Raw genomic sequence first — 11,972 nt, 5'->3', positions numbered from 1 at the left:
GCGCGTCACTGCCGCGCGTGCTCGTGCAGCAGCCGCGCGAGGTCACCGGCCCGAGGGCGTGCGAGCAGCTCGTGCAGCCGCACGTCGCTGCCCGCGCGCCGGTTGAGTTCGCGCAACAGGTGCACGGCCACCAGCGGATGGGCTCCCGATTCGACGGCGTGCGCGGCGGGATCGTGCACGGGCGCACCGAACACGGCCTGCCATGCCTCCCGTACGAGCCGGGTCTGGGGCACGTCGGGCCAGCTCGCGTCCCGGCCGCCCTCGATGCGGCCGGAGCCGGGTCCCGCCACCCGCGGCAGCTCCGCTTCGGCGACGGTGGCGAGGATGTCGCCCACGGTCGTCGCCCCGTCGACCGTGTCCGGCAGCTCCCGCAGGAGCCGCGCGCACAGCCCCACCAGACGCCGGGCGTCGGCGTCGGCGACGCGCACGCGGTCGTGGACGGCGGTGAGCAGCAGCGAGCCGTCGGGCTCGGCCGTCGCGAGCAGGGTGACGGGGAAGGCGTGCGAGGTACCGGAGCGGGCCGGGGCGTCGACCTGGATGTCCTGCGCGGCGAGTGCGGCGGACAGGGAGTCGGGGACCCGGGCGCGGTGCTCGAAGGCGACGAGGCTGTCGAAGAGTTTCTCGCCGGCCGGTCGTCCGCTCCACTCGTGGACCAGGTCCACGGACACCCACTCGTAGGACGCCATGTCCAGCGCGCGGTCGCGCAGTTCGCCCAGCAGTCGCAGCAGCGGTCGCCCCGGGTCGACCCGCACGACCATGGGCAGCGCGTTCATCAACAGACCGGGCAGCCGCTCCACATGCTCCAGGGCGATCCCCCGGCCGGACACCACGACCCCGAAGCCGACCGGCGCGGGAAGCTCGGCGCCCGTGGCCCGGTAGAGCAGCAGCGCCCACACCGCTTGCAGCGCGACGGACTCGGTGGCGGCGTGACCGGTCGACCAGGCGCGCAGCCGTCCGGCCTCCTCGCGGCCGAGGAGCTCCTCGGCCCGGCCCCAGCCCGGCAGACCGTGGGCGGAACTCGACACCCCCGGCCTGACCAGCGGCTTCCCGGGCGGCAGGGCGGTGGCCCAGAAGGCCCGGGCGGGCCCGGTGTCCTGGGCGGCGAGCCAGCGCGTGTGGTCCCGGAAGTCGGGCCGGCGCTCCCCGCCCGGCAGTACACCGTCGGCGAGGTAGGCGCGGTAGAACTCCTGGAGCAGGACGGAGACGCTCCAGGCGTCCAGCAGCACGTGATGGAAGGTGATCAGGACCCGTGTCGAGGGCGGGCCCGTCGCGGCGGTGTCGCCGGCGCCGCGCGTGTCCTCCAGGAGCGTGGCGCGCAGCAGGCCGGGCACCCGCAGATCGAACCCCCGCAGCCTGTCGCGCTCCATCAGGGCGTCCCAGTCGGCCGCGTCGTGGTCGTGCCGGGCCACTTCGACGCGTACGTGGTCGTGCACGACGAGGCGCGGGGTCTCGTCGAGGTCGAAGGCGGCCCGCAGGACGGTCTCGCAGTCGGCGACGGACTGCCACGCGGCCGTGAACCGTTCGACGTCGAGCGGTCCGTGCCACTGCCAGAACAGCTGCTCGACGTAGCGGCCGGTGCTCTGGTGGGCCAGCGCGTCCAGCAGCAGTCCGTGCTGGTGCGGCGGGAGCGCGACGGTCTCCTCCGTCCCCGGCGTGGGTGCGCCGGGGACGTCGGCCACCGGGCGTGCCACCCCGCGCGGTACGGCTCCGTCCTCGGGCCCGTACGCGTCCAGCAGGTCCGCCAGGAGCAGGCCGGCCGAGTGCCCTTCGACGACGAGGCGGTGCACGACGAGCAGCAGGGTGTGGTGTTCGGGCCGGTGGCGGATCAGTACGGCGCGCAGCATCCCGGTGCGTTCGGGATCGAGACCGCGGGCGGCCTCGGCGAGCATGACCGCGGAGGGGGTGCGGCCCGACGGTTCGGGCCGCAGCTGTTCGAGGACCGGGATGCGGGCGGGATCGACGTCGAGGCAGGGCCGGCCTTCCGGATCCCGCCGCAGCCGGGCGGTGAGGCGGGGGTGGCGCACGACGAGCCGGGCGAGCGCGTCCTTGAGGGCCGCCTCGTCCAGCGGGCCGCGCAGATCGATGGCGAACGGCATGGTGACGGACGCGGGCGGGGCGTGCGGGCCGGCGGAGCGCAGCAGCGCGATCTGATGCTCGGTCAGGGTCACTGTGCCCGCCGCGTCCGTCCCGGGGACTGCGGCACCGGCAGGTGGCACGCCGTAGGGCTGGTTCTCGGTCATCGGGCATCTCCTGGGTCGGCATGCGAGGCATGCGTCCTCCCGGCACACCTCGGCTCGGTATCGGCACCGTCCGAACACGAGTGTGCTGCGCGCGTCCGCCGCCGCGCTGCCGCGCGGCCCCGGAACCGAGCGATCGTCCAGAGCGTCCCGAACCGGTCTCGAGTCCGGCGGGCGGCGCGGCGGGTCAGGGGTTGGAGAAGTGCGCCATGGCCGCGGCGAACCCCGGGTCGAGCGTGCTGCGCGCCGAGACGTCGTGATCCGCGTCGAGCCCTTCGTCGTGGCAGGCGGTGCTCAGGAGGTAGCGGCCCAGGACGTGGTGGGTGGCGAAGCCCCAGGCCGCGTGGTCGGGGGCGGCGCCGTCCGCGGCGAGGAGCCGGTCGCCGTCCGCGGTGAAGCCGAACTCGGTGAAGCGCAGGCGGCGCCCCTGGCCGAGCGCCTTGGTGTACGCCTCCTTCAGGGTCCACAGCCGCAGCGTGCGGGCGGCCCTCTCGTCCGGCGACAGGCCGGTCATGGCGGCGACCTCCGCCGGCGTGCACATCTGGGTGTGCAGCACCTCGACGTTCATCCTGCGGTCGGCGGGTTCCGCGTCGACGCCGATCCGGCCGTCCTTGCTCAGCCCGACCGCCATGAACTCCCCGGTGTGGGTGAGGCTGAGGTCGATCTGGTCGAACCCGCGCAGGAAGGGCCTGCCGCCCAACCCGTAGGCGACTTCGAGGAGTTCGGGTCGGGTGTCCAGCGCGGCGGCCGCCGTGAACTTCATCAGCAGCCGTGAGGCCGCGAAGCGGTGCCGCACCGTCGGATCGGGGATGCGTCGCCAGCGCAGCCAGTCGCCCCGGCCGAGGATCCGGCGCAGCCGGCGTTCGGTGACGGTCGCGGGCAGCCAGGCGCCCCACGTGGTGTGGACGACCGCGTTGCCGTGCCGGCCCAGTGCCTCGTGGACCTGGGGCCAGGGCCCGCGGGGCAGCACGTGCAGGGGGTCACTGATCACCGGCCGGCGCATGGACGCCGCCTCCTTTCCGGCCCGCGAGAGGCGTGTCGTACAGGTCGAGGCTGCGGTGGTGCCCGTACCGGTGCAGGAGTTCGGCGAGGACCTGGCCGGTGACGCCGTCGGGGACGGCGGGCCCGGTGGATCCGAGTCTGCGCAGCATCCGGGAGAGGGCCAGCACCGGCCAGGCCGGCTGGGCGAGGAAGGAGTCCGTCTCGCTCCGGCCCTCCCAGGCGGCGAGGCAGGCGGCGGCACCGGCGATGAGGACGTAGCGGTCCACGAGCGCGCAGACGCGGGGGTCGGCCAGCGTCTCCACGACGGAGGCGGGCAGCGTGGCGCACTCGGCGCGCAGGGTGCGGGACTCCTTGACGAAGGCCTCCGCGAGCCGTGCGAGCGCCGCCCGCTCCGGGTCCTTGGAACGCCGGGCCGCGAGCCGGTCGGCGGTGCGCAGCAGGGCGGCGTGCAGGACGTCGTCGCCGCCGGACAGCGACAGCGCGCGGTAGTCGAGGTCGGGCAGCGCGGCGGACGGGTCGAACAGCGGCGCGGGAGGCGGGGGTGCGGAGAACCAGGACGTGCGGGCCAGGGAGCGGAGTTGCGGGACGAGGACCGACTGGCAGGCCGCGCGGCCCGCATGGCCGAGACCGGCGACGGGCAGGTCGCGGCCGAGCTTGCCGAACGCGCCGTAGTGGGAGTCGTGGTCGTAGCCGTGGCCGCCGAGCACGGTCGCGATCTCGTCCAGGTTCTCCCGCAGGATGTCCTGCGTGGTCAGCTTGACGGCCGCGGCGGCGAGGTGGGCGCTGTCGGGCACGAGACTCAGGGCCCGCAGCCCCGTCTGCGCCATGCTGTCGCAGGCCAGCAGGTCGGCGAAGACTCCGGCGAGCGCGGTGTGGTGACGGCGCACGGGCCGGCCGTCCGCCCGCCCCGCGGTGGCCGCCTGCACGGCGAGCCGCAGCGCGCTGTCGACTCCGGCGACCAGGGCGGCGGGGATCAGACAGCGGTTGACCATGAACGTGCGCAGGGCCAGGGGCACGCCGTCGCCGACGTCGCCCACGAGGGTGTGCGCGGGGACGGAGCAGGAGCGGAACTCCAGTCCGGAGAAGTGGTTGCCGCGCATGCCGGGGGTGGGCACACGCGGCAGCGCGCGCACGGCGTCCGGGGGCAGGCGGTCGCGGTCCAGCAGCAGGACGGAGTGGCTGCGTGGCCCCGGGCCCGCGTCGGTGCGGGCGTACATGACGAACAGGCGGGCCCGTGCGGCGTTGATGATGACGTCCTTGCGTCCGTCGACGCGGAAGACGTCACCGGTGCGCCGTGCGGTGAACTCGTCGCGCAGGATGGCGTTGGCGTGGGTCAGTTCGTGGTGCAGATGCGTGACGCGACCGCCGGTACCGACCAGCAACTCCCGCGCGACCAGAGCCCGTTGACCGTCGTTCCCGGATGCCCAGACGGCGGACGCGCCGAACAGGGCGATGAGGCCGTGGCCGAAGCCCAGGGCCACATCGCGGCGGAAGACCGGACGCAGCACCTGGGCGAGGTCGTCGGGCCTGCCGAGCAGACCGCCGAGTTCGCGGGGGACGAACTCGGCGGTCAACCGGGCGTCGCCGAGCAGCTGTTCGGTGGCCTCCGGGGCGGTCCCCCGCTCGTCGGCGGCGAGCAGCGCGCGCCGGCCGTGCGGGTTGCCCGGGTCTGCCGGGTCACCGAGGAGGTCCTCCAGGCGCCGGGCGCGCTCATCGGCGTCGGGCGGCGGGGCGGCGGGCCGCGGGCGGGGCTGCGCGGGGGCGGTCACAGGACGGTGACCGCGCTCTGGGCGTACGACTTGGCCAGGCGCAGGGTGTCCAGGCCCGCGGCGCCCAGTGTTCTGCGCAGATGCTGGCGGGCGGTGGTCAGGTCCGCGCCGGGGCCGAGTTCCCGCGTGATGGCCTCCTCGTTCACGAGTACCTGGTGGTGGGAGGTGACCGTGACGCCGCGCTCGTCGGGGACCACCGTCCACTCGCCGGTGTGCGCGGCCATCAGGGGCGGGGTGGACGTCTGCTTGTAGACGATGCGCCCGGCGTGCGGGAAGCAGATCCGTACGGACTCGGTGGTGTATCCGCCGCCGTCGTCCGTGCGGGTGTCCATCGTCATCACCTGGATCCCGGGGGCGTGTTCGGCGTGGACCAGCCGGGACACCTGCGGGATCCGCTCGGGCCAGTCGTCGATCCGGTACAGGAAGTCGTAGACGAGTTCCGCGGGGCCGTTGACCCGTACCGAGTCCTCGAACGCAAGCACCAGGGAGTCGAGCCGGCCCCACTGCCCGGCCAGCCGCTTCACCTGGTCCAGCTGGACCCGGCTGTTGGTGTCGGTGGCCTCCTCCAGCCAGGCCACCTGACGGGGGTCGTCGCCCGCGACCGTGAAGTCGTGGGTCAGGGTCAGCCGGGACCGGTCCGGTGCCAGCGCCTCGACGGCCCATGTGCCGCCCATGGACTGTGCGGGGGAAGCGGGCAGTTCGTGGCGGAAGTCGATGCGGCGCAGGGCGGGGTCGAGGACACGGCGGGAGGTCCATGAGGTGATCTCGCCGCCCGCCCGCACCCACATGCGCAGCCGTTCGTGGCTGCCGTCGAACTCGAGCTGTTCCACATGCACGCTGGGCGGGAAGAACAGCGGCCAGTTGGAGACGTCGCCGACCAGCCCGTAGACCACGCCCGCCGGCGCGTCCACGGTCGCCTCGTGCGTCGTACGGTGCACTCGCTCAGCGGACATGTCGTACACCTCGTTTCTGTACTCGTCTCTGTACTCAGGGGCTGTCGGGGGCCGGGGTCAGAAGTTGCCCAGGCCGCCGCAGACGTTGAGGGCCTGGGCCGTGATCGAGGCGGCGTACTCGGTCGTCAAGTAGCCGACCAGGCCCGCCACTTCCTCCGGCGTCGAGTAGCGGCCCAGCGGGATCTTGGCCTCGAACTGCTCCAGGACCTCGTCCTCCGTGGTGTTCCAGGCACTCGCGTAGCCCTGGCGGACCCGCTCGGCCATCGGGGTCTCCACGTATCCGGGGCAGACCGCGTTGACGGTCACGCCGGTGGGGGCGAGTTCCTTGCCGAGCGCCTTGGTGAAGCCGACGACGCCGTGCTTGGAGGCGGAGTACGGGGCGCCGAGCACGACGCCCTGCTTGCCCGCGGTCGACGCGATGTTGATGACCCGGCCGCCGGTGGCGCCGGCGAGGCCGCCGTTCTTCAGCGCCTCCCGGGTCACAAGGAAGACGCTGTGCAGGTTGGTGGCGATGACGTCGAACCACAGGTCGTCGGGGATGTCGGCGGTGGGGCCGCCACCGCTGCGGCCGGCGTTGTTGACCAGGACGGTGATCGGGCCGAAGGTCTCGACGGCGCTGCGCACGAGCGCGGCGACGGACTCGGACGAGCGCACGTCGGCGACGGCGCCCTCGACCTCGAGGCCCTCCGCCCGCAGGTCCTCCACGGTCTGCTTGACCTGGTCCTCGGTGCGGGCGCACAGGAAGACGCGGTGGCCGCGGCGGGCCAGGTCGCGGGCGACGGCAAGACCGATGCCGCTCGTGGCGCCGGTGACCAGGGCGACCGGCCCGGCGGACGGGGAGGCGGGGGCGGAGGCGGCGGCTGACGTCATCGTGTGGGCTCCTTTTCCTTAAGGCGTGTTGGGCTCGTGGTCTCGACCGTGTCCTGGATCGCTCGACGTGCGGCGGAGTGCCGCTCGAGCGGGGCCAGTGCGCGCTCCAGTTCCCCGGGGGCCAGGTGTGCGCCGCGCGCGGCGAGGTAGCCGTCGGGGCGCACCAGGGCCCAGGCTCCGGGCTCGAGCCCCAGGGCGGCGCGGAGGCTGCCGTCCGGGTCGGCGAGTTGCCGCGGCCCGGCCCCGTCGTCGACGCCGCCGACCGTGCGCACCGACAGCCACGCGCCGTGTTCGCGGGCGGCGCGGCGCGCGACCGGCTGCGCCTCGCCGTGCGGGGCGCTCGGGGCGCTCGGGGCGCTCGGGGCGCTCGGGGCGCTCGGGGCGACGAGCAACGACCAGCGGACGTCGCGCAGTTCACCCGCCAGCTGTTCGCCGACCGTGGCCGCGGTGGCCGCCCGCTCCCCGGGCCGCGGACCGCGCTGCCGCCGGGCACGCGAGGCGTCGCGGCCCGGTGTGGTCAGCGACGAGTCCGCGTAGTGCAGGCGAAGACCCGACATGCCGCCCAGCACCTTGCGCTGGATGGCGCGGCGCAGGGCGGGCACCGCGCGGACGACGGTGAAGACGAGGGGCAGGGCGACGGCGGCCATCGTGTTCTTGAACTGGACCAGCCAGGTGGCCTTGCGGGTGGAGTTCAGCAGCGCCGCACCGATGGGGACGCGTTCCTGGCTGTAGGTGTCCAGCAGGGCCCTGCCCGCGTGGCCGCGATGGACCATGGCGAGCTTCCAGGCGAGGTTGTAGGCCTCCTGGACCCCGGTGTTCATGCCCTGACCGGAGGCCGGGCTGTGGACGTGCGCGGCGTCGCCCGCCACGAAGACACGGTTGTCGTGCATGCGCGGGACCATCCGCTGCTGGAAGGTGAACACCGAGGTCCACTCGGGCTCCTCGACGCGCACCGGTGTGCCGAGCCCGCGGGAGAGTTTGGCGGAGAACCGCTCGGCGCACGCCTTCGCGTCCCGGTCGGCGGGCGCGGTGTCCAGCAGTCTCCAGTGCCCCTCGCGGGCGTAGGGGACCATCATCAGCGCCTGTCCGCCGGTGTGCACCCAGTAGATGGTGTCGGGCGGCAGGTCCATCCGGACGCGGGCGTCGGCGAGCATCCAGGTGTCCCGGCTCTCGCCGAGCAGCGGCAGCCCGAGGGCCTTGCGTACGGTGCTGTGCCCGCCGTCGCAGCCCACGAGCCAGGGCACGTCGCAGCGCTCTGGCGGGTCCGCGCCGTCGCCGCCCGCGTGGCGCAGCCACGCCCGTACGCCGTGCTCGTCCTGTTCAAGACGCTCAAGGCGCACCCCCCATTCGACGCGCACGCCGAGCCGGTCGAGCGCGGCCCGCAGGACCGCCTCGGTCCGGGTCTGCCCGATGATGACGGTGTACGGGTAGCGGGTGGGCATCGACGTGTAGTCGGCCTCCAGGCGTACGAGGCGCCGGCCGGTGGCGTACATGGTGAAGGCCGCGTTGCGCCGGCCGTGCCGCAGGATGTCGTCGACCACGCCCATCTGGTCGAAGGTCTCCAGCGTGCGCGGGTGCACGGCGACGGCCCGGCTGGTGCGGGCGGGCCCGGGGGCCGCGTCGACGACACGTACGCGCAGCCCTCTGCGGGCCAGTTCGTACGCCGTGGTCAGGCCGACGGGTCCGGCGCCCGCCACGAGAACGTCGTGGTCGGTGTCCGTGCGGGCGGGCATCACGGGCTCGCCGGGTGGGTGAGGGCTGTCATGGCGGGGGTTCCTTCCGAAGTGCCTGAGGGTGCGGCGGGGCGGGGGTCGGCGGCGGCGTGGGCCAGTGCGCGCAGGGCACGACGGTCCGGTTTGCCGGTGGGGGTGCGCGGCAGGACGTCGAGGGCGTCGATGCGGCGGACGCGTTCGAAGTCGGCGAGCCGGTGGGCCGCGCGGGCGGCGATGGACTCGAGTACGGCACGGGTCGTGCGTTCGTCGGCGGTGGGGTCCGTGCCGCGCAGCACGACTGCGGCCCACGCGACGTGCCCGTGCACCGGGTGGGGGCTGCCCGCGACGGCGCACTCGGCGACGCGTTCGTCGGCGGCCAGGACGCGCTCCACCCGGCTCGGGGCGACGAGTTCGTTGTCGTGCTTGAAGACGTCGTCTAGACGGTCGAGGACGTACAGCCGGCCCTCCTCGTCGAGCCGGCCCACGTCACCGGTGGCGAGCCAGCCGTCGGCGTCGACCACGGGCTCCGCCCGCGGATCGAGGTAGCCCGCCATCACCTGGGGCCCGCGCACCCGCACCTCGCCGGTGGTTCCCGCGGCGACGGGCCGGTGCGTGCGGAGGTCCACGATCCGGCACTCGGTGCCCGGCACGGCGCGGCCGACGGATCCGTGCTCCACCGGGTCGTCGAGGCGCTGCATGTGGGACAGCGGGGACAGTTCGGCCAGTCCGTAGCCCTGGACGACGGGGACGCCGAGGACGGCGCGCAGCCGGTGGGCGGATTCGGGTGCGAGCGCGGTGCCCCCGGACATGACGGCGGTCAGCCGCGGCCGGGTCCGGCGGGCTCGCGCGGTGGCGGTGAGGCGCGGGTCGGCGGCGAGGCGGTGCAGGCGTGCGGGCAGGGAGTAGTAGTGGGTGGCGCCCCGGTCCGCGGCGATGTCGAGGGCGACGAGCGGGTCCGGGTCCCGGCACAGGATCTGCGAACTGGCTGCGTGGACGGCCGAGTTGAGGTGCATCGGGTGGAACAGCGGCAGATGGTTGAGGGTGGTCGAGGCGGCGTCGAGGCGCTGGGCCAGTGCGGTCTGCGCGGCGTTGGCGACGAGGTTGCGGTGGGTCAGGCACACTCCCTTGGCCACGCCCGTGGTCCCGGTCGTGAACTGGACGCACGCCACCGCCCCGGGATCGACGGTCTCCGGGAGGCGGCCGCTCGGCGACGCACCGGCAAGGGCCGCCTCCAGGGCCACGGTCGTACGCGGAAGGGGTCCGGCCTCCGCGTCCGTGACGACGACGGTGCGCAGCCGCGGCAGCCGTCCCCGTAGGCGCCCGAGTCGCTCGGCGGTGGCCGCGGGGACCAGGGCGGTCTCGACGGCCGCCGCGGCGCACGCGTGGAGCAGAGCGTCGTCGCTGACCAGAGGGTTGAGCAGGACGACGGTCCGGCCGGCCCGGGCGGCTCCGTAGTACGCGGCGGGGAAGACGGTGTCGAGCGAGTTGGCGACGCCGACGGGGCCCGCTGTGGGTCTCAGGAAGCGGGCCACGCGGTCGGTGAGCGCGTCGAGTTCCTCAAAGGTGACGACGGTGTGCGGTGTCGTCAGTGCGGGTGCGTGCGGGGTCCGGGCGGCGGCACGGCGTACGAGGCCGTCCAGCGGCAGGTCCGGGTGGCTGAGCTGCGGCACGGTCTGCGCCTCCTTGCGCGGGCGGGACGTGGTGCTGCCTCACGCTCGGCGCCGCGACTCGAGGAATGTTCGAAGGTCGCTCGACTCCGGCCGCAGAGGCTGTCCACGCACACCGGAACTCGTTCGCGGTGTCCGACGAGGGGACAGAGATGACCGCACACACCGAACCCGCCGCGGACGCGGCCGCGTTCGCCGCCCTGTACGCGCGGGTCCAGCAGTTCTACGCGCGGCAGATGCAGGCCTTCGACCGGGGGGACGCGCGGGAGTGGGCGGGCACCTTCACCGTCGACGCGGTCTTCGACGTGCCGACGCTGCCTGCTCCGCTGCACGGCCGGGCCGCGCTGGCCGCGTCGTTGACGGCGGCCGCCGCCGGGACGGCTCGGGCCGGGGTGCGGCTGCGGCACGTGATGTCGATGTTCGACGTGGTGGCGCGTGATGCCGGGCGTGTGGAGGTGCGTGCCTATACGACGGTGTACGCGTCGACCGTCGGCGGTGACTCACGGGTGCACCGGGTGTGCGTGTGCGAGGACGTGCTCGAGCGTGCGGCGGACGGCTCCCTGCTGGTGTCCCGGCGGCGGGTGACGCGGGACGATCTGTGACCTCGTGGCGACGGGCGCTCAGGCCCGGCAGCAGAGGGTCCCGCCGTTGAAGGCGAGCATCTCGTCGAGCGCGGCGTGCTTGTCCGCGTCGGGCAGCGGGGCGTCGGCGGGCAGACCCTCCAACTCGGCATACGCGCGAAGGAGGTTGGCGCAGAGCCGTTCGGGGTCGACGAGGCCGGCGTAGCGCCCCATGTCGGCGCCGCGGGCGGTCTGCGCCGCGGTCCGTCCCGCGCGCAGGCCGTGTTCGGCGAGGCGCCGCACGAGCCGGAGGTATCCCTCGACGGCGTCGAACACCTCGGGGCCGCCCACGGGCCCGTGCCCGGGCACGACGGTGTGTGCGCCGTAGCCGCGCAGCCGGTCGAGCGCGGCGAGCGATCCGGCGAGGGAGCCCATGAGGAAGAACGGGGTCACGCCGTTCATGGTGAGGTCGCCGGTGAACAGGACGCGGCGCTCGGGCAGCCACAGGACCGTGTCGTTGGACGTGTGGGCCGGCCCGATGTGTTCGAGTTCGGCCCGCAGGTCGCCGACGTGGAGGGTGAGCCGGTCGCGGAAGGTCACGGTGGGCGGCGCGAGTTGGATGCCGCCCCAGTCGACGTGCGGCCACATGCCGGTGAGGTGCAGGCCGGCCGCCGTCATTTCCGTACGGGTGCGCTCGTGGCCGATGACGAGGGCCTCGGGGAAGACGAAGTTGCCGAAGGCGTGGTCGCCGTGGAAGTGCGAGGTGACGACGGTGCGCGGTGGGGCGGGGTTGAGGCTCAGTGCGGTGCTGCGCAGATGGCGGGCCCGGGTCTCGGTGGCCGCGGTGTCGAACAGCGCGCTCTGCCCTCGCGACACGATGATTCCGGCGTTGTTGAGACACCAGCCTCCGGGTGCCTGGAGGTAGGCGTGCACGCCGTCGGCGATCTCGACGGCGCGGCCCGCCGGAGCGGGGGTGTCCGTCGGGCGGTCGAGGGGGCTCGGATGCACGGCCTGTCTCCTGATGCGGTCGCTGGTGGGGACGCGCTGCGGCGCACGCCACGGGGGTCGGATACGAGCCCCGGCCGTGCCGCCCCCGGGGGGGGGGGCCCCCGGGGGGGGGGCCCCGCGGGCCCCCCCGCCGCGCCACCCCCCCGGGTAGGGGGGGGGGCGCGGCGGGGGGCCGCCGGGCGCCCCCCCACCCG

At 74.5% G+C, this 11,972-nt stretch carries 9 protein-coding genes; 1 reads left to right on the top strand and 8 read right to left on the bottom strand.

Translation table 11 applies throughout. The features are described from left to right. Nucleotides 1-5: 5 nt before the first annotated feature. The 7 genes from ACYSUO_RS40720 to ACYSUO_RS40690 all read right to left on the bottom strand — a co-directional run bounded on the left by ACYSUO_RS40720 (nt 6) and on the right by ACYSUO_RS40690 (nt 10,213). Nucleotides 6-2,240 carry a condensation domain-containing protein gene (locus ACYSUO_RS40720; protein WP_461781246.1) on the bottom strand — a complete coding sequence of 745 codons (2,235 nt, stop codon included), beginning with the start codon at nt 2,238-2,240 and terminating at the stop codon, nt 6-8. A 184-nt stretch (nt 2,241-2,424) separates the two neighbouring features. Further along, nucleotides 2,425-3,240: a 4'-phosphopantetheinyl transferase family protein gene (locus ACYSUO_RS40715; protein ID WP_461781245.1), complete on the bottom strand. Its 816-nt coding sequence runs from the start codon at nt 3,238-3,240 to the stop codon at nt 2,425-2,427. After that, nucleotides 3,218-5,008, bottom strand: coding sequence for an acyl-CoA dehydrogenase (locus ACYSUO_RS40710; RefSeq protein WP_461781244.1), 1,791 nt, complete (start codon nt 5,006-5,008; stop codon nt 3,218-3,220). Before ACYSUO_RS40710 ends, ACYSUO_RS40715 begins: the two co-directional genes overlap by 23 nt. Then, a complete protein-coding gene (locus ACYSUO_RS40705) occupies nt 5,005-5,961 on the bottom strand; it encodes an aromatase/cyclase (RefSeq protein ID WP_461781243.1) in 957 nt (318 codons plus the stop codon). Before ACYSUO_RS40705 ends, ACYSUO_RS40710 begins: the two co-directional genes overlap by 4 nt. Before the next feature lie 57 nt (nt 5,962-6,018). Then, nucleotides 6,019-6,831: an SDR family NAD(P)-dependent oxidoreductase gene (locus tag ACYSUO_RS40700; RefSeq protein WP_461781242.1), complete on the bottom strand. Its 813-nt coding sequence runs from the start codon at nt 6,829-6,831 to the stop codon at nt 6,019-6,021. Continuing rightward, entirely contained in the window at nt 6,828-8,564 is a 1,737-nt protein-coding gene (locus ACYSUO_RS40695; RefSeq protein ID WP_461781241.1) for an FAD-dependent oxidoreductase, read from the bottom strand. The genes ACYSUO_RS40700 and ACYSUO_RS40695 overlap by 4 nt, the downstream gene beginning before the upstream one ends. Next, nucleotides 8,564-10,213, bottom strand: coding sequence for a class I adenylate-forming enzyme family protein (locus ACYSUO_RS40690; RefSeq protein ID WP_461781240.1), 1,650 nt, complete (start codon nt 10,211-10,213; stop codon nt 8,564-8,566). Before ACYSUO_RS40690 ends, ACYSUO_RS40695 begins: the two co-directional genes overlap by 1 nt. 149 nt (nt 10,214-10,362) lie before the next feature. On the opposite strand from ACYSUO_RS40690, the gene ACYSUO_RS40685 reads away from it, so the two are divergent. Further along, a complete protein-coding gene (locus ACYSUO_RS40685) occupies nt 10,363-10,812 on the top strand; it encodes a nuclear transport factor 2 family protein (RefSeq protein WP_461781239.1) in 450 nt (149 codons plus the stop codon). Nucleotides 10,813-10,830: 18 nt separating this feature from the next. Here ACYSUO_RS40685 and ACYSUO_RS40680 read toward each other — a convergent pair whose 3' ends face one another. Beyond that, entirely contained in the window at nt 10,831-11,778 is a 948-nt protein-coding gene (locus ACYSUO_RS40680) for an MBL fold metallo-hydrolase (RefSeq protein ID WP_461781238.1), read from the bottom strand. Nucleotides 11,779-11,972 lie beyond the last annotated feature (194 nt).

The sequence above is a fragment of the Streptomyces sp. UC4497 genome (assembly GCF_054871485.1).
Note: the sequence above shows the minus strand (reverse complement) of the source record. Positions and strands in the feature narration are given on the sequence as shown.